The sequence below is a fragment of the Halogeometricum sp. S3BR5-2 genome, from assembly GCF_031624635.1.
GTDB classification, from domain to species: Archaea; Halobacteriota; Halobacteria; order Halobacteriales; family Haloferacaceae; genus Halogeometricum; species Halogeometricum luteum.
The window spans coordinates 287877-311756 of the sequence record NZ_JAMQOQ010000001.1 but is presented as its reverse complement, the minus strand read 5'-3'; the positions used below and the strand labels follow the sequence as shown (position 1 = coordinate 311756).

General features: G+C 69.7%; 25 protein-coding genes. 10 read left to right on the top strand and 15 right to left on the bottom strand.

Going from position 1 to position 23880, the window contains the following annotated elements:
- Positions 1 to 29: 29 nt before the first annotated feature.
- Complete coding sequence (pyrB, locus tag NDI79_RS01510; RefSeq protein ID WP_310926683.1) at positions 30 to 950, top strand: aspartate carbamoyltransferase; 921 nt, start codon at positions 30 to 32, stop codon at positions 948 to 950.
- The gene (pyrI, locus tag NDI79_RS01505) at positions 943 to 1413 is read left to right on the top strand and encodes an aspartate carbamoyltransferase regulatory subunit (RefSeq protein ID WP_310926682.1); all 471 of its coding nucleotides are present in this window, start codon (positions 943 to 945) and stop codon (positions 1411 to 1413) included. The genes pyrB and pyrI overlap by 8 nt, the downstream gene beginning before the upstream one ends.
- On the opposite strand, the gene NDI79_RS01500 is transcribed toward pyrI, so the two are convergent.
- A complete protein-coding gene (locus NDI79_RS01500) occupies positions 1414 to 2952 on the bottom strand; it encodes a PAS domain-containing protein (RefSeq protein ID WP_310926681.1) in 1539 nt (512 codons plus the stop codon). It abuts the gene before it with no gap.
- Positions 2953 to 3321: 369 nt separating this feature from the next.
- On the opposite strand from NDI79_RS01500, the gene NDI79_RS01495 reads away from it, so the two are divergent.
- Both NDI79_RS01495 and NDI79_RS01490 read left to right on the top strand, forming a co-directional pair.
- Positions 3322 to 4206, top strand: coding sequence for a hypothetical protein (locus tag NDI79_RS01495; RefSeq protein WP_310926680.1), 885 nt, complete (start codon positions 3322 to 3324; stop codon positions 4204 to 4206).
- 272 nt (positions 4207 to 4478) lie between these two features.
- A complete protein-coding gene (locus NDI79_RS01490; RefSeq protein ID WP_310926679.1) occupies positions 4479 to 4976 on the top strand; it encodes a nucleoside deaminase in 498 nt (165 codons plus the stop codon).
- A 16-nt stretch (positions 4977 to 4992) separates the two neighbouring features.
- Here the strand turns inward: NDI79_RS01490 and NDI79_RS01485 are convergent, their stop codons facing one another.
- The 10 genes from NDI79_RS01485 to NDI79_RS01440 form a co-directional block, all read right to left on the bottom strand.
- A complete protein-coding gene (locus tag NDI79_RS01485; protein WP_310926678.1) occupies positions 4993 to 5715 on the bottom strand; it encodes a ThuA domain-containing protein in 723 nt (240 codons plus the stop codon).
- Positions 5716 to 5817: 102 nt separating this feature from the next.
- Complete coding sequence (locus NDI79_RS01480) at positions 5818 to 5988, bottom strand: hypothetical protein (RefSeq protein WP_310926677.1); 171 nt, start codon at positions 5986 to 5988, stop codon at positions 5818 to 5820.
- A 61-nt stretch (positions 5989 to 6049) separates the two neighbouring features.
- Positions 6050 to 6895, bottom strand: coding sequence for an enoyl-CoA hydratase/isomerase family protein (locus NDI79_RS01475; protein WP_310926676.1), 846 nt, complete (start codon positions 6893 to 6895; stop codon positions 6050 to 6052).
- Positions 6896 to 6962: 67 nt separating this feature from the next.
- Entirely contained in the window at positions 6963 to 8027 is a 1065-nt protein-coding gene (locus NDI79_RS01470) for a mandelate racemase/muconate lactonizing enzyme family protein (RefSeq protein WP_310926675.1), read from the bottom strand.
- Complete coding sequence (locus NDI79_RS01465; protein WP_310926674.1) at positions 8027 to 8977, bottom strand: 1,4-dihydroxy-2-naphthoate polyprenyltransferase; 951 nt, start codon at positions 8975 to 8977, stop codon at positions 8027 to 8029. The genes NDI79_RS01470 and NDI79_RS01465 overlap by 1 nt, the downstream gene beginning before the upstream one ends.
- A 483-nt stretch (positions 8978 to 9460) precedes the next feature.
- Positions 9461 to 10378, bottom strand: a complete 918-nt coding sequence (locus NDI79_RS01460) for a 1,4-dihydroxy-2-naphthoyl-CoA synthase (protein ID WP_310926673.1) — start codon at positions 10376 to 10378, stop codon at positions 9461 to 9463.
- Between the two features lie 188 nt (positions 10379 to 10566).
- Positions 10567 to 11037, bottom strand: a complete 471-nt coding sequence (locus NDI79_RS01455; protein WP_310926672.1) for a DUF8215 family protein — start codon at positions 11035 to 11037, stop codon at positions 10567 to 10569.
- A gap of 59 nt (positions 11038 to 11096) precedes the next feature.
- The gene (menD, locus tag NDI79_RS01450) at positions 11097 to 12863 is read right to left on the bottom strand and encodes a 2-succinyl-5-enolpyruvyl-6-hydroxy-3-cyclohexene-1-carboxylic-acid synthase (RefSeq protein ID WP_310926671.1); all 1767 of its coding nucleotides are present in this window, start codon (positions 12861 to 12863) and stop codon (positions 11097 to 11099) included.
- A 25-nt stretch (positions 12864 to 12888) separates the two neighbouring features.
- Complete coding sequence (locus NDI79_RS01445; RefSeq protein ID WP_310926670.1) at positions 12889 to 14271, bottom strand: isochorismate synthase; 1383 nt, start codon at positions 14269 to 14271, stop codon at positions 12889 to 12891.
- A gap of 69 nt (positions 14272 to 14340) precedes the next feature.
- Complete coding sequence (locus NDI79_RS01440; protein WP_310926669.1) at positions 14341 to 14979, bottom strand: sulfite oxidase-like oxidoreductase; 639 nt, start codon at positions 14977 to 14979, stop codon at positions 14341 to 14343.
- A 199-nt stretch (positions 14980 to 15178) separates the two neighbouring features.
- On the opposite strand from NDI79_RS01440, the gene NDI79_RS01435 reads away from it, so the two are divergent.
- The 3 genes from NDI79_RS01435 to NDI79_RS01425 all read left to right on the top strand — a co-directional run bounded on the left by NDI79_RS01435 (position 15179) and on the right by NDI79_RS01425 (position 17514).
- The gene (locus NDI79_RS01435; protein WP_008389858.1) at positions 15179 to 15388 is read left to right on the top strand and encodes a ribbon-helix-helix domain-containing protein; all 210 of its coding nucleotides are present in this window, start codon (positions 15179 to 15181) and stop codon (positions 15386 to 15388) included.
- 58 nt (positions 15389 to 15446) lie between these two features.
- The gene (locus NDI79_RS01430) at positions 15447 to 15725 is read left to right on the top strand and encodes a UPF0058 family protein (protein WP_310926668.1); all 279 of its coding nucleotides are present in this window, start codon (positions 15447 to 15449) and stop codon (positions 15723 to 15725) included.
- Positions 15726 to 15852: 127 nt separating this feature from the next.
- Positions 15853 to 17514 (top strand): rhomboid family intramembrane serine protease, encoded by a 1662-nt coding sequence (locus NDI79_RS01425; protein WP_310926667.1) that lies wholly within the window; start codon positions 15853 to 15855, stop codon positions 17512 to 17514.
- On the opposite strand, the gene NDI79_RS01420 is transcribed toward NDI79_RS01425, so the two are convergent.
- From NDI79_RS01420 to NDI79_RS01410, 3 genes are all read right to left on the bottom strand, one after another.
- Positions 17515 to 18138 carry an METTL5 family protein gene (locus tag NDI79_RS01420; protein ID WP_310926666.1) on the bottom strand — a complete coding sequence of 208 codons (624 nt, stop codon included), beginning with the start codon at positions 18136 to 18138 and terminating at the stop codon, positions 17515 to 17517.
- Entirely contained in the window at positions 18138 to 18539 is a 402-nt protein-coding gene (locus NDI79_RS01415; protein WP_310926665.1) for a DUF7961 family protein, read from the bottom strand. Before NDI79_RS01415 ends, NDI79_RS01420 begins: the two co-directional genes overlap by 1 nt.
- Before the next feature lie 247 nt (positions 18540 to 18786).
- Positions 18787 to 19746, bottom strand: a complete 960-nt coding sequence (locus tag NDI79_RS01410) for a lamin tail domain-containing protein (RefSeq protein WP_310926664.1) — start codon at positions 19744 to 19746, stop codon at positions 18787 to 18789.
- A 182-nt stretch (positions 19747 to 19928) separates the two neighbouring features.
- Here NDI79_RS01410 and NDI79_RS01405 point away from each other — a divergent pair, with 182 nt between their 5' ends.
- Positions 19929 to 20882: a transcription initiation factor IIB gene (locus NDI79_RS01405; protein ID WP_310926663.1), complete on the top strand. Its 954-nt coding sequence runs from the start codon at positions 19929 to 19931 to the stop codon at positions 20880 to 20882.
- Between the two features lie 93 nt (positions 20883 to 20975).
- Here the strand turns inward: NDI79_RS01405 and NDI79_RS01400 are convergent, their stop codons facing one another.
- Positions 20976 to 22670, bottom strand: coding sequence for a flippase activity-associated protein Agl23 (locus NDI79_RS01400; RefSeq protein ID WP_310926662.1), 1695 nt, complete (start codon positions 22668 to 22670; stop codon positions 20976 to 20978).
- 132 nt (positions 22671 to 22802) lie between these two features.
- On the opposite strand from NDI79_RS01400, the gene NDI79_RS01395 reads away from it, so the two are divergent.
- Together NDI79_RS01395 and NDI79_RS01390 are read left to right on the top strand one after the other, a co-directional pair.
- Positions 22803 to 23195: a DUF7964 domain-containing protein gene (locus NDI79_RS01395; RefSeq protein ID WP_310926661.1), complete on the top strand. Its 393-nt coding sequence runs from the start codon at positions 22803 to 22805 to the stop codon at positions 23193 to 23195.
- Between the two features lie 50 nt (positions 23196 to 23245).
- A complete protein-coding gene (locus tag NDI79_RS01390; protein WP_310926660.1) occupies positions 23246 to 23680 on the top strand; it encodes a universal stress protein in 435 nt (144 codons plus the stop codon).
- Positions 23681 to 23880: the final 200 nt, after the last annotated feature.

The following is a 23880-nucleotide window of genomic DNA, read 5'->3' as shown; positions in this document are numbered from 1 at the left end:
CAAGTCGGTCCCATACGCGCTATCCGACGATGCGTCAGGACCACCTCATCTCCGCGGCGCAACTGTCGCGGGACGACGTCGAGGCGGTGCTCGACCGCGCGGCGGACATCGACGCTGACCCGGGGGCGTGGCGCCAACGGCGCGCCGGGTCGGTGCTCGGCCTGTGTTTCTTCGAACCCAGCACCCGCACGCGGATGAGCTTCGACACCGCGATGAAGCGACTCGGGGGACGGACCGTCGACATGGGACCCGTCGACTCCACGTCGGTCAAGAAGGGCGAGAGCCTGGCCGACACCGTCCGCGTCGTCGAGGGGTACGCGGACGCCATCGTCCTCAGACATCCCCTCGAAGGCGCGGCGAAGATGGCCGCCGAGTTCGTCGACGTGCCCGTCATCAACGCGGGCGACGGCGCGGGCCAACACCCCACGCAGACCCTCTTGGACCTCTACACCATCCGCGAGAACGCCGGCCTCGACGACCTCACCATCGGCGTCATGGGCGACCTGAAGTACGGCCGGACGGTCCACTCGCTGGCCGAGATGCTGACCAACTTCGAGAGCCGCCAGCACTTCGTCAGCCCCGAGAGCCTGCGCCTGCCCCGCAGCGTCCGCTACGACCTGCACGCCTCGGGCGCGCAGGTCCGCGAGCACACCGAGTTGGCCGAGATACTCCCCGAACTCGACGTGCTGTACGTGACGCGCATCCAGCGCGAGCGCTTCCCCGACGAGAACGAGTACCGGAAGGTGGCCGGCCAGTACCAGATCGGACCCGACGACCTCGCCGACGCCAAGGACTCCCTGACCGTGATGCACCCCCTGCCCCGCGTCGACGAAATCGCCCCCGAGGTGGACGAGACGCCGCACGCGAAGTACTTCGAGCAGGCGCACAACGCCGTCCCCGTCAGGATGGCGCTCCTGGATATGCTGCTGGAGGGCGACCGAGATGAGTGACAAGAACACGGAACTCCGCGTCTCGAAGATACGCGACGGCACCGTCATCGACCACCTCACCGCCGGACAGGCGCTGAACGTCCTCGCCATCCTCGGCATCGACGGCTCCGGCGGCGAGGGCGTCTCCATCGGGATGAACGTCCCCTCGGACCGACTCGCCCGCAAGGACATCGTGAAGGTCGAAGGGCGGGAACTGAGCCAGTCGGAGGTGGACGTGCTCTCGGTCATCTCCCCGGAGGCGACCATCAACATCGTCCGCGACTACGAGGTGGTCGAGAAGAAACGCGTCGAGCGACCCGCGGAGGTGGCCGGCGTCGTCTCCTGTCCGAACCGCAACTGCATCACGAACGCCGACGAACCGGTCGTCTCGCGCTTCGAGGTGCTCTCCGACGGCCTCCGCTGCGGCTACTGCGGCGACATCGTCCGCGAGGGCGAGGTGGCGGAGAACCTCGACGTCTCCTAGTCATCGTCCGACGCCGTCGCTCCGTCGCCCGCGCTCCGCCTCCCCGCCGGCGCCGTCCCCGACGGCGACGGACACGTTCCGGAACTCGAATCGCGCGCCCGGGGCGCCGGCATCAACATCGGTTCCAGCGCCGCCGTCCGCAAGCGACACCTCCCACCCGTGCGCCGCCGCCAGCGACCGGACGATGTGGAGGCCGAACCCCGTCCCCCCGGCGGCGGTGGAGACGCCCGAGTCGAACAGCGTCCCGCGGACCCCCTCGGCCACGCCGGGGCCGTCGTCGGCGACGAAGAAGCCGTCGGGGAGGGCGCCGACGGTGACGGTGACGGACTCGGTGCCGGCGTCGTCCGACCGCGTCGGACCGCCCGCGGAGCCGTGGTCCATACAGTTTCGAAACAGGTTCTCGAACAGACGCCGCAGGTAGTCTTCGTCCGCGAGGACCGTCCGGTCCGTCTCCACCGTTAGCGTCGCCGCGTCCGTCTCCACCGTCGCCCACGCCGCCCGGGCGACGGCGGCGAGGGAGACGGGTTCGGGTTCCTCGACGACGAGTCCGTCTCGGGCCGTTCGCAGCACGTCGTCGACGATGGCGCTCATCCGGTCGAGGGCGTCGGCGACCCGTCCGAGGTTCGCCGAGTCGTTCTCTCCCCGTTCGAGGTCGAGAAAGCCCGTCGAGACGGCGAGGGGGTTCCGCAGGTCGTGCGTGACGACGCTGGCGAACTCCTCTAACCGCTCGTTCTGCTGGCGGAGCTGTCGCTCCCGGCGCCGCTGGTCTGTCACGTCGCGGCCGACGCCGCAGAGGCCGACGAGGCTGCCGTCCGGCGCGGTGAGGCGGCGTCCGGTGAGTTCGAAGAGCACGACTCCTTCAGTCGTCTCTCCGCGCGCGTCCACCGTCGTCTCCCCCTCCCGGACGGCCGTCGCGGCGGCGCGTTCGACCGCCGAGCGGTCGGCCTCGAGGAAGAACTCGGTCGGGCGCATCCCGTGGAGTTCCTCGTCGGTCAGCCCGAACAGCTCGCTCAGCCGGCGGTTCCAGCGGACGAGGCGAAACTCCGCGTCGAAGACGTAGAACACGTCGTCGAGGGCGTCGACGGCGTCCTGCAGGAACGCTCCTGGACTGGCGTACCCCGACGGAGGACGGGTGGTTCGACCCAGCGCGACCGTCCGGGAGACGAGCGCTCCGACCTCCTCTTCGGAGCGGGCGGGGAGGTAGGCGGAGACGCCGGCGTCGACGGCGTCGCGGGCGAGTTCGTCCGAACCCTCGATGACGGCGAGAACGACCGGAAGCTCCTCCCATCGGCGGCGGGCGTCGCGGATGAGGTCGAGTCCGTCGCCGTCGGGCAGGGAGGGGACCGCGACGAGACAGGACGGCGGCCCGGCCGACGCTAGCGCGGCGAGGGCGGCCTCGGCGGTGTCGGCCGTCCGGAGCGTGTGCTCCGCGGCGTCGGCCTCGAACCGCGTCCGGAAGCGGTCGCGGCGGCCGGCGTCGCCGTCGACGTAGAGCACGCGAACACGCTCGCCATCTGCACTCATTTCGGTCGTATCCAACAGAGAGGGCGACGTGAGAGGATAAAAACGTTCTGTCGAAGCGACAGAACTATCGCGGAACCGCGCGACAGCGAGGGGAACGCATTTGTACCGAACCGTCGTATCGTCGAACATGTCCGGAAAAGCAAAACTGCTCGTGGTGCTCGCACTGGTGGCCGTCGTCTACGTCCTCGTCTCCGGCGGGAGCGAACCCATCGAAGTCGAAGTCGAGGAGTAAGAGACCGTAACGGCCGTCGCCGCACCGCGCGGCGTCGCGCGCGGCCGCTTCGGTTCTCGTTCCGATTCTTCGTGGCGTCGTCCGACCAGCGACGGCCTCGACGGAAGGCCGGGAGCGAACGACTCATGCCCCTCCCTCGGTAACGTCGGGTCATGTACGGCGTCGTCACGCGAAACCCGGACGAAGTGGAGTGGCCCGACTTCGACCGGGCGTTCTACGAGGTCAAAGACGTCACCGGTCGGGCGGCCGAACCCCTCCCCGAAGCGGTGAACATGGTGTCGTGCTTCGGCGACACGGCCGCCGCGGAGGACAACCCCGAACTCGTCCCCGTCGACGACGAGGGGAACCTCGCCACCCGCGACCAGCGGTTCTTCGATTGGGCGTACATCTGCCCGACGAACGAGGACTACCGCGCGGGCTTACTCGAAATCGTCGCGGACTGCGCCGCCGAGAACGCGGACGTCCGCTTGGACGACGTCGGCTTCCCCCGCGACGGCTACTGTCACTGCGAGCGCTGCGAGCGACTGTTCGACGAGTGGGTCGCGGAGAACGGCGCCGACGGCGACGAGGCCGACTGGTACGCCTGGCGCGCGGAGGTCATCACCGAGTTCGTCGCCGAGGCGGCCGAGCGAGTCCCCGGCCGGACATACCTCACCCTGTACCCCGACCCGTACCCCGGCCACCTCTACGAACGGGCCGGCCTCGACATCGAGGCGCTCGCGGAGCACGTCGACGAGTTCGTCGTCCCCCTGTACGACGTCCACTACGGGACGACCTACTGGCTGGAGACCATCGCGAAGGGCTTCCGGTCGCTTCTGGAACCGCTCGACGTCCCGTTCGCAATCGAGTTGTACGCCGTCGACGCCGAGATGGAGATGGACGACCTCATCCACGCGACGGAGGTGGCGGAGGCCTACGCCGACGAGGTCTACTTCGGCTACGACGCCTCGAACGCCGCCGCCGCCCTCCGGCGCAAGCGCGCCGACCAGCAGGAGGGCGTCACCCACCGCCCGGGGGACGGGGACGGAGAGAACTGAGCGCCGGGCGGCGGGAGCGCGGCCGCCCGGTCAGACCGCTCCCGAGAGGAACGCGATGACGACGAAACCGGCGACGAACACGAGAAAGGCGACGACGAAGAGGCCGAGGATGAGCCTTCGCTGCCCCGATGTCGGGTCTGCCATAGTCGTCCGGTAGGGCGGGGTCGGTTTATACTGCCCGGCGCCGGCGGGGCGGGCAGCGAGTGCGGCCCGTCCCCGCGAGGCGGCGTCGACGTGGAGGCTTCTTGGTTCGACGCGTCGAACCCCCGACGATGCCCGACTTAGATTCGCTCGACCACGAGCGCTACGTCGAGAGGGCCATCGCTCTCGCGCGCGAGGCCGGCGCCCGCGGCGACGGCCCGTACGGGTCGCTGCTCGTCGTCGACGGCGCCGTCGTCATGGAGGAGACGAACCGCGAACGGACGGAGGACGACGTGGCGCTCCACCCCGAACTCACCGTCGCGCGGCGGATGGCGCGCGAACTCACCCCCGGAGAGCGCGAACGCGCGGTGCTGTACACGAGCACCGAGCCCTGCCCGATGTGTTCGGGCGGGCTCTCGATATCGAACGTCGGCGCCGTCGTCTACGGCGTCTCGGGGGCCCGCCTCGCCGAGGAGTTCGGCGGGAGCGAGGGCGTCCCCTGCGGCGAGGTGTTCGAGCGACGCGGCCGCGACGTCGACGTGGTCGGCCCCGTCCTGGAAGCCGAGGCGCTCGCTCTCCACCGCGAGTTTCGAGACGGAGACGGAGGCGGAGGCGAAGAGGGGAACTGAGACCGGCGTCGACCGTTCAGACGTCTTCGAGCGGGTCCGCGTTGCCGAAGAACGGTTCCGGGCCGTCGGAGGGTGCAGCCCACTCGGCGGCGTTGGCGAGGACGTCGCGGATGTCGTCGCGGTGGTAGATGGGGTACGTCTCGTGGCCCGGGCGGAAGTAGAACACCTTGCCCGACCCGCGGGTGTAACAGCACCCCGACCGGAACACCTCGCCGCCCTCGAACCAACTCGTGAAGACGAGTTCGTCCGGCGCGGGCACGTCGAAGCGCTCCCCGTACATCTCGGCCTCGGGAACCTCGAGGTACTCGGACATTCCGGAGGCGATGGGGTGACCGGGTTCGACGACCCAGATGCGCTCTTTCTCGTCCGCCTCCCGCCACTTCAGCGAGCAGGAGGTGCCCATCAGGCGCTTGAACGGCTTCGAGTAGTGTCCCGAGTGGAGGACGAGGAGGCCCATCCCCTCGCGGACGCGTTCGACCACCCGGTCGACGACGTGGTCGGACACCTCGTCGTGGGCGCGGTGTCCCCACCACGTCAGCACATCCGTATCCGCGAGGACGCCCTCGGAGAGACCGTGTTCCGGGTCGTCGAGCGTCGCCGTCCGTGTCTCGAAGCCGCGTTCGTCGAAGCCCTCGGCGACGGCCGCGTGGATGCCGTCGGGGTACACCTCGGCCACCTCGTCGCTGTCGCGTTCGTGTCGGTACTCGTTCCAGACCGTGACGGAGAGATTCTCGCTCACGGCGCCTCCGACACGCGGACCGGACAAGTAGTCACCGCTCCGCGCCGACTCCGTCACCGCCGAGCCAAAATATCAGTACTGATTTCGATATCGCCGACGCCCTCAGTTCGGACGCCCGTTCGACCGCCAGTCCGCGGACGTCCGGATGTCGAGACACGCCCGTCGGACGCGCGCATTCGCGGTCATCGCCGTCAGACCGACGACGTAGACGACGCTGAGGAGGAGTATGTGTGCGAGGTCGATGCCGAACGCGGCCCATTCTCGGATGCTCATACCGAATACATCCCGAGCGGGGATAAAAACCCACTCCGTAAATTATCAAAATTGATTCTAATTATCGCCCCCCGAACTCGGGGTCCCGGCGTTCGAGGAAGGCGTCGACGCCCTCCGCGTGGTCGTCGGTGCCGAACAGCGACGCCTGGGCCGCCGCCTCGTGTTCGATGGCGGCGTCGAGCGACGTCTCGAATCCCCGGCGGAGGAGGCGCTTCGAGGTCCGTAGCGCCGCCGTCGGACCGGCAGCGAGTTCGCCGACGAACGAGTCGAAGGCGTCCTCGAACGACTCGTCTTCGTCTCCGTCTCCTCGCCTGCTCCCCTCCCCGTCGCCCGCCGTCCCGAACACGCGGTTCGCCAACCCGAGGTCCGCGGCGCGTTCGGCGTCGAGCACCTCGCCCGTGTAGACGAGTTCCTTGGCGACGCCCGCGCCGACTTCGCGGGGCAGGAGGTAGGAGACGCCCGAATCGACGGCGAGGCCGAGTTGCTCGAAGTTGAAGCCGATTCTCCCCTCGGGCGAGAACACCCGGAGGTCGCAGGCGAGGGCGAGTGCGCCGCCCGCGCCGACGGCCGGGCCGTCTATCTTCGCCACCGTCGGGAACCGACAGTCGTGGACGCGTTTCACCGCGCCGGCCGTGTCGTCGATGACGTGCCGCACCGCCTCCTCCATCGACTTCTCGCCCCCGCGAACCTCCATCATGGCGTTGATGTCGCCGCCGGCGCAGAACGCTCCGCCGGCGCCTTCGAGGACGACGCAGCGCGTGTCGTCGTCGAGCGAGTCGAAGGCGTCGCGGAGGCCGGCGGTCACGTCCTCCGTCAGCGCGTTCCGCACGTCCGGTCGGTCGAGCGTCACCGTCACCACGCCCGCCTCCCGAACCACGGACACCGAGTTGTCAGTTTCTTCGGCCATGCGACGTGGACGCGCGCGGCGCACAAAAGAACACGGTCGACCGCTCGGGTTCGGGAGACGAGTCGGGTCAGTACAGCGAGTCCAAAGCGCCGCCCGCCAGTCCCGGACCCTCGGGCACCGTCATCTCGCCGTCGCGGACGGGCGCCGGGTCGGGGCCGAGGTCCTCCGCTAAGAGCGACCCGGTGGCGAGACCGCACGCCCGGACGTCGGGGACGGCGGCGGCGACGTGGAGGGCGCCGAGGCGGGCGACGACGCCGTCGATAGTCGTCGTGACCACCGCGTCCGCGCCGGCGTCGCGGGCCGCCCGCGCCGCGTCCAGCGTCCGATCCGGACCGCCCAGCGCCATCGGTTTGAGGACGAGAACGTCGGCGGCGTCGGCCGCGAGCACCTCGCGCGCCGAGTGCGACGCCAGCGACTCGTCGACGCCGACGCCGACACCGCGCCCGCGGAGGGACGCGAGACCCGACAGATTCTCGGCGGAGAGCGGTTGTTCGACGTACGCGAACCCGAGGTCGGCCGCCGCGTCGAGCATCTCCTCGGCCGTCTCTCGGTCCCACGCGCCGTTGGCGTCCGCGCGGAGTTCGGCGTCCGGCGCGGCGTCGCGGGCCGCGCGGAGTCGCTCCCGGTCCGCCGCCGCCTCCCGCGCGCCGACTTTCACCTTCACCGCGTCGAACCCCTCGTCGACGGCGTCGCGAACCGCGTCGGCCGTTTCCTCGGAAGTTCCGTCGCCGACGGTGGCGTTCACGGGGACGGCGTCGGTCACCCCGTCGGAGTCGAACGGGCCCTCGGCCGCGAGGCGGTCGCAGAGTCGTTCGCCCGCGCGGCGGGCGTCGGCGTCCGCGCGAGCGAGCGAGACGCCGTGCCTCGCGGCGGGGGTCGTCGCGTCTGGATTTCCCCCGTCGAGCGCCGCCCGGCAGTCGTCGAGCGACTCGGTCCACCCCGGCAGCGGCGTCGCCTCGCCCAGTCCCGACGCGGGTCCGTCGCCGTTTCCGTCTTCGTCGCCGTCCTCCGCTCTGCCGCCGTCGCCGCCGGGCCCACCGACGCGGACGAGGAACCCCTCCCGCGCCTCGATGGGGCCGTTGGCGGTTTCGAGCGGGTCGGCCAGTCGCAGCGAAAACCGTTCGAGACGCATCAGAACGGGAACTCCGCGACCGAGAGGCCGATTCCGAACAGCAGCGAGTGCGCGAACAGGAGCTTCCCCGTCCGTTCGAGCGCCGGGTTCAGCGCCGCACCCGACGTCTCGGTGAACACCGTCCGCGCGACGGAGATGGCGTACGGGAGCGTGAGCAGGGGGAGGAGGACGGCGACGCCGAACCCCTCGCGGCCGAGGAACCAGAGCGGGACGGCGTAGGCGAGGACGAGCATGGCGGCGTACTCCGCCCGGGAGAAGCCGTAGCCGAAGCGGACGGCGAGCGTCCGTTTTCCGGTCGTAGCGTCCTCCTCCTTGTCGCGCACGTTGTTCACGACGAGGATGTTCGTGCAGACGGCGGCGACGGCGAGGGAGGCGACGAACGCCTCGACGGTGACGGTGTTCGCCGGGAGGCCGACGCTCAGGGGGTCCGCGAGGACGGCCGCGGCCTGCACGTAGTACGTGCCGGTGACGGCGACGACGCCGAAGAAGACGAAGACGAACACGTCGCCGAGGCCGTGGTAGCCGAGGGGGTACGGCCCGCCGGTGTAGGCGATGCCGGAGGCGACGGAGACGAGGCCGACGACGAGGATGGGGAGGCCGCCGACGTAGACGAGGTAGGTGCCGAGGGCGACGGCGGCGGCGAAAGTGAGGTACATCGCGCGCTTGACCTCCGCGGGTTCGATGAGGCCGCCCGCGGTGACGCGGGTGAACCCCTCCCTGTCCGCGGTGTCGGCGCCCTGCGCGGCGTCGTAGTAGTCGTTGGCGAAGTTCGTTCCGACCTGGATGAGCGCCGACCCGAGGAAGGCGGCGAGCGCCGGGAGGGCGGCGAACACGCCGTCGTGAAACGCCAGACCGGCGCCGACGAGGATGGGCGCCGCGGCCGCGGGGAGCGTCTGCGGGCGCGCGGCCATCACCCACGCCTTCGTCCGCGAGATGTCCTGCGTACTCATTTAGTGCAGTTGAGGACGGCGCGGGCGTCAAAGTTCGGTTTCCCGGCGAACGCCGGTGACGGGAGACGACCGGGGCCGAAAGCGAGCAGCGCACACTGTCAAACCGAACAACATTCTTTATTCAGCGGGGTTACTTCGAGAGATGATATTCTCCAGAAACTACTTATTCATCGAACCCGTTACTCCGACTGTGGTTCGCCAGGTGAGTCTCGCGGCTTCACTCTCCGCGACGACACACCCTTCCACGACGTAACGACCGGGAGCGACGGTTCTGCGGCGTCGAGTTCCGAAATCGAACGCGGAGCGACGGCAGGGGGTTGACCACGGGATTCTACCGACGACTGCAAAATGGAGTCCGGCCGGCGGTGCGGTAAGACGAGCGGTCGTACCGCGACTCGCTCCGCTCGTCGCGGCGTCTTTTTGGTCCAGATTTTTGCGAGGAGCGGTGCGCCGCAGGCGCACCCGACGAAGTAAAAAGGTGGGTTAGTAAAACCAGGGATAGTCGGAGAAGTCGGGGTCACGCTTCTCCAGGAAGGCGTCCCGGCCCTCTTGGGCCTCGTCGGTCATGTACCCCAGCCGAGTCGCCTCTCCGGCGAACACCTGCTGGCCGACGAGGCCGTCGTCGGTCATGTTGAACGCGTACTTCAGCATCCGCATCGCCATCGGCGACTTGTTCGTCATCTCTTCGGCCCACTCCAGAGCGACGTCCTCCAGTTCCTCGTGCGGGATGGCCTCGTTCGCCATCCCCATGTCGACGGCCTCCTCGGCGGAGTAGGTCTTCCCGCGGAAGAACACCTCTCTCGCCTTCTTCTGTCCCACCTGCTTTGCGAGGTAGACGGAGCCGAACCCGGCGTCGAAGGAGGCCACGTCGGGGTCCGTCTGGAGGAACTTCGCGTGCTCCTCGGAGGCGAGCGTCAGGTCGCAGACGACGTGGAGGGAGTGGCCGCCGCCGACGGCCCACCCCGGCACGACGGCGACGACGGGTTTCGGCATGAAGCGGATGAGACGCTGGACTTCGAGGACGTGCAGGCGGCCGGCCTTCGCCTCGCGGACGAGTTCGTCCTCCCCCTCGTCGGCCTCGTCGTCGTCGCGGTACTCGTAGCCCGACCCGCCGCGGACCGACTGGTCGCCGCCGGCGCAGAACGCCCACCCGCCGTCCTTCTCGGAGGGGCCGTTGCCCGTGAGGAGGACGCAGCCGATATCGGCCCGCTTGCGGGCGTGGTCGAGGGCGGCGTACAGTTCGTCGACCGTGCCCGGGCGGAACGCGTTGCGCTTCTCCGGGCGGTCGAAGGCGATGCGGACGGCGGGGACGTCCACCGCCTCGTGGTACGTGATATCGTCGAAGTCGGCGGAGCCGTCGACCGGTTCCCAGCGGTCGGCGTCGAAGATGTCCGAGACCATACCGACGAGGCGGACGGTGCGCGCAAAAAGATTCCCACCTTTCACGCTGTGGGCTGCCTTCGGCAGCCCTCGGCAAAAGCTGGACCAAAAGCGCTCCTCCCTCACTTTGGGCGGCTTCGCCGCCCTCCGTTCGGTCGTCGGCCCGCTCGCTCACTGCGTTCGCTCGCGGTGAGGGCGCTTCTCCGCGCTCAGAGCCGACGCGCCGATTCGACGCCGTTCGCCACGAACGGGAACGTCAGGACGGCGGCGGCGGCGACGGCGGCGCCGGCGACGATGGCGAGGGCGAGACCGGACGGCGTCGACTCGAACAGGCCCGTGCCGATGACGGCGTAGATGGCGGCGAAGTAGACGAGGTTGTACCAGACGGTCCGGACGCCGACGTAGAACAGCGAGAACGGCGGCCACCCGGGTCCGAAGGTGAGGCTCCCGTTCCGGTAGGCGGCGACGCCGAACGACAGGGCGACGGCCGCGCCCAGCGCCGCCGACGAGGCGAGGAGGCTCCCGGAGAAGGTTGCGGCGACGAGGGCAGGCAGTCCGAGCACCGTCGCCTCGGCCGTGCCGTCGAACAGGTTCTCCAGCCACCGGCCGAGTTCGTCGTTCTCCTCGCGCGCGCGGACCTGCCTCGCCTCCGTCTCGGGGTCGGTGACGCCTCGTGACATATCACGTAGGTGGACGTCGGGGGTGAAAAACGCACCGTCGCGGTCGGCGTCGAGGGCTCTTACTCGCGCAGTTCGCCGACGACCCGCTCTCGTATCTCCTCGCGGACCCCGTGGCTCGCCTCGGCGTCGGAGGTGACCTCGATGACGTGCGACCCCTCGCTCGCCGTCGCCGCCTCGTACGCCTCGCGGAACCCATCTCTGTCCTCGGCATCGACGCGGGCGAACGAGAGGCCGTAGAGGTCGGCGCTCGGTTCGAAGTCGAGACCGTGCGGCGTCTTGAACTGCGAGGTAAAGGGCGGGTCGAACTTCTCTATCGGAAGCATGTGGAAGATGCCGCCGCCGTCGTTGTTGAGGACGACGACGGTGGCGTCGACGTCCGCGCGGCCGATAGCCAGGAGGCCGTTCATGTCGTGGTAGTAGGCGATGTCGCCGGTGACGAGCGTCAGGTCGTCCGTCGTCGCCGACCCGGCGCCGAGCGCCGTCGACACGATTCCGTCGATGCCGGAGGCGCCGCGGTTGCCGAGGACGGTGAGGCTCTTCGTCGAGGGCGCGGCGAAGCGGTCGGCGTCGCGGACGGGCATGGAGTTCGAGACGAATACTGTGGCAGGGTCCGGTGCGAGTTCGAAGATGTCCGCGAGAACGCGGCCCTCGAACGCCTCGGACTCGGCGGCGTCGACGGCGTCGGCGACGGCCGACTCGTGGGTCGCGTCGGCGTCCTCCCAGCGGCGGCGCCACTCCGGAGAGCCGGGACCGGCGAGCAGACGGGAGAGCCGACCCATCAGGCGCGAGGGGTCGGCGACGACGAGGTCCGTGGCGGTGAACTCCGCCTCGCGCCACCCCGCGGCCGGGTCGACCACGAGTTGCTCGGCGTCGACGCGGGCGAGGTACTTCCGCAGCGGTTTCGAGGTTGGCGAGGCGCCGACGCGGAACACCACGTCCGGGTCGGGCCACGGCTCGGTCACCGAGGGGTCGAGGAAGCCGTCGTACCCGCCGATTACGGGCGCGACGCGGACGTGTCCGCCGAATCGGGCGCCCGAGAGGGGGTCCGCGAGTATCGGAAAGCCGGTGGCGTGGGCGAACGCCGCCAGCGCCTCGCGTTCGACGCCCGGCGCGTCCGCGGGGCCGGCGACGACGAGGCCGCGGGGTTCGGAGAGTCGGTCGGCGAGGTCGCGGAGCGTGTCGTCGTCGAGTTCGGGGACGCCCTCCGTCGTCGACACGAACGCCTCCTCGCGCCCCGAGGCGGCGAGTTCGGGCAGGTCCGCGGGCACGTCGCCCTCCACCTCGACGGGTTCTAGCGGCTTCTTGAATGGCAAATTGAGGTGGACCGGTCCGGCGGGCGTCCCCGTCGCCTTCGCCAGCGCGCGGGCCGCCGTCGTCCGGAGCGAGCGGAGTTTCCGGGGCGTCGCCTCGGGTTCGGCGACGTCCTTGTACCAGCGGACGGCGTCGCCGTAGAGCTTCTCCTGGTCGATGGTCTGGTTCGCCCCGGAGTCGCGGAGTTCCGGGGGGCGGTCGGCCGTGAGGACGAGCAGCGGCACGCGCGACTGCGACGCCTCGATTACCGCGGGGTGGAAGTTCGCCGCGGCGGTGCCGGACGTGCAGACGAGCGGCGTCACCTCGCCCGTGCGGCGCGCGCGCCCGAGGGCGAAGAAGGCGGACGAACGCTCGTCGAGGTGCGAGAAGACGTGGACGTCGTCGTGGTCGGCGAACGCTTCGGTCAGGGGCGTCGAACGGCTTCCGGGCGTGATGCAGACGGCGTCGACGCCGGCGGCGGCGAGTTCGTCGACCAAGGCGTGCGCCCAGAGGACGTTTCGGTTTGGTGCGGTCATGGTTTGTGGTATCGAGAGTCGAGAATCAGCGTTCCAGTTCGTCGAGGAGGGCGCGGTACTTCAGTTGGACCTCGTCCCACTCGCGGTCGGGGTCGGAGTCCTCGACGACGCCGACGCCGGCGAACAGCGTCGCCACGTCGCCGCGGGCGACGGCCGAGCGCAGGGCGACGGCGAACGTGCCGTAGCCCGCGGCGTCTATCCAACCGACGGGCGCGGCGTACCAGCCCCGGTCGAACGGTTCGGTGTCGCGGATGGTCTCCAAGGCCGTCTCCGGCGGCAGGCCGCCGACGGCGGGCGTCGGGTGGAGCGCCTCCACGAGCGAGAGGACGTGCTCGTTCTCCGAGAGCGTCGCCGTCACGGGCGTCCAGAGGTGCTGGACGGTGGCGAGGCGCTTGACGCGGCGTTCGGGGGCGTTCACCGACGAGGCGAACGGGGCGAGTTGTTCGCGGACCGTCTCGGCGACGAGTTCGTGCTCGTGGACGTTCTTCTCGTCGTTCAACAGCTCCTGCGCCAGCCACTCGTCCTCGGCGGGCGTCTCGCCGCGACCGGTCGTTCCGGCCAGCGCGTCCGTCTCGACGGTCCGGCCGCGGAGGCTGACGAGTCGCTCCGGCGTCGCGCCGAAGAACGACGCCTGCGGACGGTCGGCCGCGGCGTCGGACTCCGGTCCGGATTCGGGGTCCGGTTCCGGTTCCGGTTCGACGAGGAAGCGGTAGCACTCGGGGTAGGCGTCGCCGAGGCGTTCCAGCACGTCCGGAACCGAGAGCGGGGCCTCCAGGTCCACTTCGAGCGCCTGCGCGAGCACTACTTTCAGTAGGTCGCCCGCGCGGATGCGGTCGACGGCGGCGTCGACGCTCGCGTTCCAGTCGTCTCTGGCCGTGGTCCGCCGCCTGTCGACGACACCCGGCGGGTCCGCGACGGGGCCGGCGTCCGGGAGCGACGCGATTCGCTCGCGTTCGCGGTCGAGGCGCTCCTCGACGGCCTCCGAATCCGCGTCCGGACCGACGGCGTTGACCGTGAGCCACGCGCCGTCGTCGGTGTACGTCACCTGCACGCGCGGGAAGACGAAGCGGGCGCCGGGGAACCCCTCCCACGGCGGCCCGTGCGCGCTGTCGGCGTGGAACGCGAACCCGCCGAACAGGCGGGGCCGGGCGGCCTCGGTGCCGGCGTGGACGTCGCCCGAGGAGAACAGTTCCTCCGCGGCCTCGCGCACCCGGTCGAACCGGTTCGGGCCGTCGGCGGTCACCGTCGCGGCGGCGCCCTCTCCGACCACTGTCGCCTCGTCCGGGGCCGACCAGACGGTCCGCGGCGCCTCGGCGGCGTCGAGGACGGCGCGAAACGACGGTGCCGACACGGGGACCGACCTACTGACGAGGTGCGTCTCCGCCTCGTCGGTCCGCAGCGATGCCATTTGCTGAACCTGAGGAGGCCACAGCCTTTTACCTGACTATCCCGGCGCGGCGCGCTGTTTTCGCCGCGGTTAGCTGTACCGCTCCTCGTTCCACGGGTTCGCCGTGTTCGAGTAGCCGCGCTTCTCCCAGTAGCCGCGTTCGGCCTCGGTGAGGAACTCGACGCCGGAGACCCACTTGGCGCCCTTGTAGGCGTACTTGTGCGGAGTGACGACGCGGAGGGGGCCGCCGTGGTCGGCGGGGAGCGGTTCGCCGTCGTAGTCGTAGACGAACATGACCTCCTCGCGCATGCAGTCTTCGAGGGGAAGGTTCGTCGTGTAGCCGTCCAGCGCGTGGAACATGACGTGCTCGGCGTTACCGGACGTAGTCCGGTCGCCCGACGAGCTCCGCCCGTCGACACCGTCGCGGACGCCCGCCGCCTCCGCCAGCGTCGGGAACGTGACGCCCGTGAACTCGCAGTCGAACTTCGACCACCCGGTGACGCAGTGGAAGTCCTGTATCTGCGTCTCCGAAGGGAGGTCGCGGAACTCCTCGTAGGAGAGGGCGAGTTCCTCCTCGACGGCGCCCCACGCCTCGAACGTCCAGTCCTCGCGGTCCCACGACGGCGTGCCGCTCTTCGACAGCACCGGAAACCGGGACGTCTCGCGCTGACCCGGCGGGAGCCTGTCGTCTCCGAACTCCTCGTAGAGGCCCGTCACGTCCTGACTCATACCCGACCGTTCGCCGCGGCGCACCTAACGGTGACGACTCCGGCGGGGGAGGAACGAAGTCTGACGGCCGTTTCGAGTCGCAAACTTCGCTTGGGACCGAAAGAACGTATTCCCACGAAAGCGGGCACAGATGTTGGCGTTCGAGGAAAAGTCGGGCGCAGGACTTAAATAAGCCGACTCCAAACCCCCGGGCGTTCAGATGCCGAAAGTCAACATCAGCGTACCCGAACACCTCGAGATGCAGATCGCACAGCTCGTCGAACAGGGTGAGTTCATGAGCCGCGAAGAGGCCATCGAGGAACTCCTCTCGACGGGCATCCGGGCGTTCAAGACGAGCGGTCCGATGGACGAGGACGACCACCTCGAAGACGACGGGATGATGGGACACGAGGACGAGTACGTCTTCTGACCCGGCGTGTCAGCGAAACCCAATAACCCTTAAATCGACCTCTCACGTACCCGAGACCATGCACAAGGACGAACTCCTCGAACTTCACGAGCAGATGGTTATCATCAAAGACCACTTCGCCGCTCGCGAGAACGTGGACGACGGGTTGTTCGACCCGTACGATCAGCTCGCGGTGGAGCCCTCGCACGTCCACAAATCCAAGAGCGAGCACAAACACGCCGTCTTCGTCCTCGGTAACGCCCTCGCGGCGGCGATGAGCGAAGACGAGTTCTCCAACGCCGGCCGGGTCGGCAAGCGGATGGAGGAACTCGCCGAGGACGCCGAATCGAAGCTCTGAGCCGGGATTTTTCGACGCGTCGCGGTCGCCCCGTCGTCCCCGAGAGCGCCGCGTAGCCGTCGCGCCGTCCAGACGGGCGTCCGCGCCTGCGAGAGATTCTTAACCGCGCCGACGAATGACCCGAACGATGGACGTTTCGGGATGGGTAGTCGTTCAGCGCGCGGGGGTCGTCGTCGCGTTCGTGCTCGCCGCGGCCGCCGTCGTCGCGGCCGACCGACCGTCGGGGCGGTGGGGGGCGGCGCTCCGGCGCAGGTTCGTCCTCGGGGTGCCGTGGGGCAGCCTCCTCACCCTCCTCGGCGTCCTCGCCGTCTACCTGTTCGTGCAGGGCGGCCTCGGCCACTGGTACAACCCGCTGACGCTGCCGTTCCGGGCGTGGTCCTACTTCTACCCGCTCGGCGTGCTCACCGCCGCGTTCGCGCACAACGGTCCCGGCCACCTCGTCGGCAACCTCGTCGGGGCGGCGGCGTTCGCCCCCCTCGCCGAGTACGCGTGGGGCCACTTCCCGCGCGAACGGGGGGCGACGTCGTTCGGGTCGTGGCGGACGAACCCGTACGTCCGCGCGTTCGTCGTCTTCCCCGCCGTCGTCTTCGTCGTCGGCGTGCTCAGCGCCGCGTTCGCCATCGGCCCCATCATCGGCTTCTCCGGCGTCGTCTTCGCCTTCGCGGGGTTCGCGCTCGTCAACTACCCGTTCGGCACCGTCGTCGCCCTCGCCGGTGGCAGCGTCGTCCGCACCGTCTACACGGCGGTGCAGACGCCGCAACTCACCGCCGGCGGTCGCCCCGCCTACATCACGCCGTGGTGGGCGGACATCGCGATTCAGGGGCACGCGTTCGGCCTCTTCGTCGGCGTTCTCCTCGGAGCCGCCGTCGTCAGAAGCCGACCGAGAGACGCCCGCCCGTCGGCGCTCAGACTGTGGACCGCGACGGTCATCTTCGGCGTCCAGCAGTCGCTGTGGGCGGTGTACTGGTACCGCGGCGGCGACACCTACGTGCTCTACCGCGCCGTCGGCGTCGGCCTCGTCGCGGTGGCGGCCGTCGTCGTCACCTACACCGTCGTCGGGTCGGACCGGTCCGTCCTCGAAGGCGCCTTCGACGGGGCGTTCGCGCACCGCCGCTGGCAGGCGGGCGCCGCCTGTCTCATCCTCGTCACGGGGGCAATGACCGGACCGGCCGTCGTCGCCAACCTCTACACCGCCGACGACGGCGGACTGCCGGGCGAGACGGTGACCGTCCGCGACTACGAGGTGACGTACGCCGAGGGCGTGACGAACGGGATGACCGCCGCCGTCGACGTGAGCGCGTTCGGCGAGACGACGGCGGTGAACACCTCCGGCGTCGTCGTCAGGAGCGAGGAGCGCGGCATCTGGACCACGGCGGTGACGAAAGGGCGACTCGCGTTCGGCGGCCGGGCCGCCGTCGTCCTCGGCGGCGTCGGCTGGCGGGAGACGGTCTACGCCCTGCGCGACGGGTGGACGGTCACCGGCGGCAACACCACCTACCGCGTCCTCCTGAGCCACGAGGGAAGCGCACGCGTCGTCTACACCGCCGACCCCGTGCGGGCCGGACCGGTCGTCGGCGGGCGGAACGTCAGCGTCGCGGCGGCCCCGCAGGGGTACTACCTGCGGGTGACGAGAGAGAACGAAACCGTGGCGGCGCGCCTGCCGGCGGACAACCGGTCGGTGACGCTCGACGGTTTGACGTTCACCAGAGAGAAGCGAAAGCTGTTCGTCGAGTACGGGGAGAACGGGGAGACGCGGTTACAGATAGCCAAGCGGGAGACGTACAAGTGATCAGCGCCACTCGATGCGGTACACCTCGGTGTCGATTTCCTTCGTCTCCGCGTCGTGGAAGTCGAACTGCCGGTCGAGGCTGAACGTCGCGCGGAAGGCGTGGGTCACCTCGCCGCCCTCGTCGGCGGCGAACGCCTCGACGAACTCCTGCGACCCCTCGTTGTGGACGGAGTAGGAGACGTCCGCGAGGCTCGACGCCGTCTCCAGAAACGCCCGGTCGACGTGCTCGCGGCCGCGCTGAGCTCCGAACGGCGGGTTCATCAGCACCGTCGCGGGTTCGTCGACGCACAGGGGCGCGCGCGTGGCGTCGCCGCGGACCCAGTGGATGGGCGTCGTCGTGCCGACGCGGACGCGGTTCTCGCGGGCGGTGTCGAGGGCCTCCGCGTCCACGTCGACGCCGACGACGCGGGCGGGGCCGCGGAGGGCGGCGCCGAGGGCGAGCATCCCCGTTCCGGTTCCGAGGTCCACCACCGTCTTCCCCTCGACGTCGCCGTTGAGGTCCGCGACGTGGACGACGTGGGCGGCGAGCGTCGGCGGCGTCGGGTACTGTTCGAGTTCGACCCGCGGGTTCTCGAAGCCGGCGACGACGGAGAGTTGCGTCTCCAGCGCTGCCTTCGTCGCCATCAGGCGGAGACGGCGCCGGACACCGAGAGCGCGACGCCTTCGCGGCGGGCGCGTTCCTCGAGGGCGCGGAGCGCCGAGCGGACGGCCTCCTCGTCGGCCGCCGCCGTGACGGTGAGTTCGAGGCGGGAGACGCCGAGGAAGGCGGCGGCGCGGACGTGCGCGCGGAGGTCCTCCGCGACGGTCTGCGTCGCGTACGGGCAGTCCTCCTCGAAGCCGGCCTCGACGGTCAGCACCGCCGGGTGGTAGCCGTCGGCGGCGAGTCCGGCCTTCAGGTCGCGCAGGTAGTCGGGAGCGGTCGAATCGAGGCTAGACGCCGAGAGCGATACCGGCGTCACTTCGGGGACGGCGGCCGCGTCCACGTCTCTCACCACGGACGACTGCTGGGCGGGCGTCGTGCTCATGTCGTCGCTACATACCCGATGTTCATACAAAAGCCTTGCTGAATGTCCAGTAGTAATATTATATCGTGGTTATCGCCGGACGGCGGCGGGTTTCGACGCCGCGAGAAACGGCCCCGGGGACTGAAGCCGCCTCGTTCGAGACGTTCGCACGGGGTCGCACGCTCCGCGCCCCCATTCCCCCACATTCACGTTCGTACTCCCGCACTCATCGCGCCGAGCGGTGCCGCCGCTTCGGGTTTTCTTCCGTCTAATACCGACGCTCCAGCACCACGGCGCCGTCGCCGTCCCGCAGTCGTATCGTGTCGCCGCCGTTGTTCCACACCGCCGACCCCCGCCCCCAGTACACCGTCCCCGCGCCGTCGGTTCCGCTCCCGGTCCTGAGCGTGAGTTCCGCGCCCGGTTCGAGTCTCGTCCCCGGCGGGAAGGCGTAGTCGTTGCCCGCGGCGTCGACGACGGACCACCCCGAGAGGTCGACCGTCTCCTCGCCCTCGTTCCGGAAGACGACGTACTCGTCGTTCGGGTTCTCGTTGTCGTTGCCGGTCGCGTCCGCGTGAATCTCGGCGACCTCTATCTCGGCGTCGGTGACGCTCCCCGACGGCGTCTCGGACGGTTCCGACGTCGAGGGGTCGACGCACGACCAGAGGCCGCGTCGGGCCGCACGGGCGTCGGCCTCGGCGGCGCGGTAACGTTCACGTTCGGTAAAGGTGCTCTCGTACAGTCGCGCGTGGCCGGACTCGACCAGCGCGTAGTTGAACGACTCGCCGTCGACGTGGACGTACGCGAGGAGGCGGTCGTAGTAGCCCCGCCGGTCCGACGTCTCGTCGAACACGAGGCGCACCCGTTCGCCCGAGAGACGCGCCTTCGCGTACGCCGAGGCGTTCTCCCCGGCGGCGTCGAGGCAGGCGGCCCCCGCCGCGGTGTCGGGGACGCCCTCGTACTCGTCGGGCGCGTTCGACCCATATACTTCAGGAGTGTCGACGCCCAGCAGACGGACCGTGTCGCGCGACCCGTCGGCGTACCTCACTTTCACGGTGTCGCCGTCGACTACTTCCGTGACGGTGACGCGGACGCTCTGTTCGGCGGGCGTCGCCGCCTCCGATGCCGGAGACGGCGTCTCTCGGGGCGCTTCCGGGGCGGACGGCGCGACGCCGAGACACCCGCCGAGGACGAGGAGAACGGCGACGAACGCGAGGAGGCGCGGTCGCATGCGAACCCGTTGGGTCGGTGCCGGTATAACGAGGGCGGGACTCGCCCGATAGAGACATCGCATCATTTGAGAATCGCCCCCGCTTGAACCACAAAATCGATAGATACTAGTTGTTAGCCCGCGTCAGTGTATCGGCATTCTTATACGAAGATTTAAATACGTCGTTCACCACAAACCTTATAATGGAACGTCCGAGCCGCCAGCGTCAGCAGGAGCAGGAAGCGGAGAAGGGTTCCGAGGAGCACATCGCGTGCCCGGAGTGTGAATCCACGGATATCATCACGGACGCCGACCAGGGGGAGTTGGTGTGCGACGACTGCGGCTTGGTTCTCGACGAGCGTCAGATCGACCGCGGCCCGGAGTGGCGGGCGTTCAACCACTCCGAACGGCAGTCGAAGTCCCGCGTCGGCGCGCCCATCACCGAGACGATGCACGACCGCGGCCTGACGACGACGATAGACTGGAAGGACAAAGACGCCTACGGGCGGTCGCTCTCCTCGGAGAAGCGCTCGCAGATGCACCGCCTCCGCAAGTGGCAGGAGCGCATCCGAACGAAGGACGCGGGCGAGCGCAACCTCCAGTTCGCCCTCTCCGAAATCGACCGCATGGCCTCGGCGCTCGGCGTGCCGCGTTCGGTGCGAGAGGTCGCGTCGGTCATCTACCGCCGCGCGCTCAACGAGGACCTGATTCGCGGGCGCTCCATCGAGGGCGTCGCCACCTCCGCGCTGTACGCCGCCTGCCGACAGGAGGGCATCCCGCGCTCGCTCGACGAAGTCGCGGAGGTGTCCCGCGTCCCCCAGAAGGAGATCGGACGGACGTACCGCTACATCTCCCAGGAACTCGGTCTCGAACTGAAGCCCGTCGACCCCAAGCAGTTCGTCCCGCGCTTCGCCTCCGCCCTCGGTCTGAGCGAGGAGGTACAGGCGAAGGCGACCGAGATAATCGACGTCTCCGCCGAACAGGGCCTGCTCTCGGGTAAATCGCCGACGGGGTTCGCCGCGGCCGCAATCTACGCCGCCTCGCTGCTCTGCAACGAGAAGAAGACCCAGCGCGAGGTCGCCGACGTCGCGCAGGTGACGGAAGTCACCATCCGAAACCGGTACCAAGAGCAGATCGAAGCGATGGGCTTCCGCTGAGTCGGTCGGTAAACACAGACGTTCTTCCTCTTTCGACCCGCCGAGTGGCGGCGTTCTATCCCGCTTTTCCCTCCTCGCGCTTCTCCCCGTCCCCTACCGCCGCACGAACACGACCGTCTCGCGGTCCCACAGTCCTAACCGATAGGTCGACCGCTCGTAGCCGTCGCCGAGGGCGCCCTCGACGGCGTTCGCGAGTTCCGGTTCCGTGACGACGATGGGTGGGACGGACTCCCGGTCGGCGACGGCCGTCGCGTTCTCCGCGCTCACCTCGTCGGCGCCGGCGCGTTCGAAGTACCACGGGAGGGGGAGGCGGTTGCCCCACGACTCGACGGTCGGCGGGAACTCGTTGCCGGGGTCCCAACCGGTGTAGTACTCCTCGCCGACGTACAGCACCTCGGGGGTGGAGGGGTCGCCGTCGGCGACGGCCGTCGCGTTCTCGTACAGCGGTTCGAGGTCGTCGCTCGGTTGGGCGAACTGCGCGAGGTCGTTCGAGCGGTCGGAGGGGCCGTACACGCCCGCAGCGGTCACCGCGCCGGTCTGCGCGAGGACGGCGAGGAGGAGGAGGCAGACGGCGGCGACGCTCGCGGCGTCGCGCTCTCGGTCACTCTCCGTCCCGTCGGCGAGGGCGACGGTGCGCCGCAGGAGGGCGGCGCCGCCGACGGCGGCGAGGAGCGACATCGGGAGGAGAAGGTGGACGGCGACCCACGGCGCAGACACCTCGGTCACGACGGGGAGGACGGCGAACGCGGCCGCGCTCCAGTAGGCGAAGCCGTCGAGCAGGGGGCGGCGCGCCGCGCCGGCGTAGCGGTTCCAGAGGAAGACGGCGACGGCGGCGACGACCACCGGAAGCGCGGCGCCGAGGAGGGTGTCGACGAACGCCTCGACGTACGGGAACAGCGAGTGCGTCCAGTACGGCCAGCGGTTGAGCACGCGGACGCCGAGGAACGACCAGAGCGCCCCGACGGTGGACTCGTACAGCACGAGGTGCCACGTCGTCGGCTTCCAGAGGCCGGCGTCGACGTGCGGGCCGGCGCGCGGGGCGAAGCAGAGTACGGTCGTTCCGAGGAAGAGGAGCGACGCGCGCGCCGCGGCGCCGGTCCGACCGGCCACGCGCGAGCGGAGCGCGGCGAGCTGTCGGCGCGTCGACGACCCGGCGTCGACGACGGCGCTCGGTTGGTCGAGGAGGAGGACGCCGGCCGCCAGCCAACACAGGAGGTAGGCGGCGGCGAATCCGGAGGAGGCGAACGCGAGGGCGAGGGCGACGGCACCCAGATAGGCGTCGCGTCGGCTCCGGCGGTCGTAGGCGCGCACGGCGAACCCGACGAACGCCAGCGCGAACAGCGCGAGGGGGACGTCGCCGCGGAGGAAGCGCGAGTAGTAGACGAACAGCGGGCTGAAGGCGAGGAGCGCGGCGAACAGCAGCGTCTCGGCGCCGTCGAGTCGGTCGCGGAACAGGAGCGCACAGAGCGGGAGCGCCGCGCCGAGGACGGCGACGGGCAGGCGGGCCGTCGCGTCCGTCGCGCCGACGAGGGCGAAGACGAGTCGGTCGAGGTGATAGAGGAGGGGGCCGCCGGCGACGGGGCGGTACTCGAAGGAGCCCATCTCCAGATAGCGGAGCGACCAGTAGCCGACGCGCGCCTCGTCCCAGTGGAACGGGCGGGCGCCGAGGTCGACGAGGCGCGCGAGGAGGCCGAACGCGGCGAGGACGGCGACGGCGGCGGCGACCCCGTCGAGTCGGACGCCGCGGCGACGACTCGCGGCGTCGTCCGGCGCGTCTCCGAGAGACATAGGGGAGACTCCCGCGGTCGCGGGTAGAAGCTTTTTGGTCCGAGTTTTCGGTCCGACCCACGCTCCGGCCGACGGTCCGGACGGTCCCGACGGTTCGGAAGGCACAAGCACGGCGGCGGGGGAGTATCGAGCATGGCACTCGTGGAGTCGCTGCCGCCGCGACCGCTGTCGGCCAAGGAACTGCTGGACCTCAACCGCTCGGACGCACTGGAACTCGCGAGCCCCATCGAGGAGGAGGGCGACGCCGGCGCCGTCATCCTCGCCACCGAGTCGTGGGTGAAAGGGCTCGTTTTCGACGGGGAGCAGGGAGACGGCGACGGCGGGGGGGAGGACAACGGCTGGACCGTCGTGGAGACGGTGTCGTTGGCCGAGCGGGAGCGGATAGACGGCCTTCGGGCCTGCGAAGACGCGATTTTAGCGTTCCGCGGCGAGTCGCCGGACGGTGTCGGGAGGAACGTCCCCGACGACGAGAGCGACGGCGGGGACGCCGACGCCCGCACCGAGGCGGACGCCGGCGCCGAGTGACGCGCCGTTCGGCGGACAGTTTCTAAACGGGGGTGGCCGTACTACGAACGATGTACGACCGAATCCTCGTGCCGACCGACGGGAGTCACGCCACCGAACGCGCCGTCGAGAACGCGGTCGACCTCGCGAAGCAGTACGGCGCCACCATCCACGCCCTCTACGTCGTCGACTCCGGGACGTACGCCTCGCTGGAGGCGGGAACGGACATCGTCGTCGAGTCCCTCGAGACCGAAGGGAAGGAGGCCGTCGAACACGTGGTCCAGACGGCCGAACGGGCCGGCGTGGAGACGACGACGAGCGTGGAGTCGGGGTCGGCCTACGAGACCATCCTCGACTACGCGGAGGCGAACGACTGCGACCTCATCGTGATGGGGACGCACGGCCGGAGCGGCCTCGACCGCTACCTCCTCGGCAGCGTCACGGAGAAGGTGGTCCGGCGGTCCGACGTGCCGGTGCTGACGGTCCGGGCCGACGAGGAGGAGTAAGCGGCGCGGCGGTCCGGGCGGGGTCCGCGACTCCGACGCGCGGGAATCGGCCACCGGACGCCGAACGGGGGCCGCGAGCGACGTCCGGCCGATAGGTATCGATACACTGTATTTATTTTTGAATATTCGCTTTTGCTTCCAAATTTTGTCCCGTACGGATATATTGTCCAAGGTGTGATTCATTACTCTCGGTATATGTA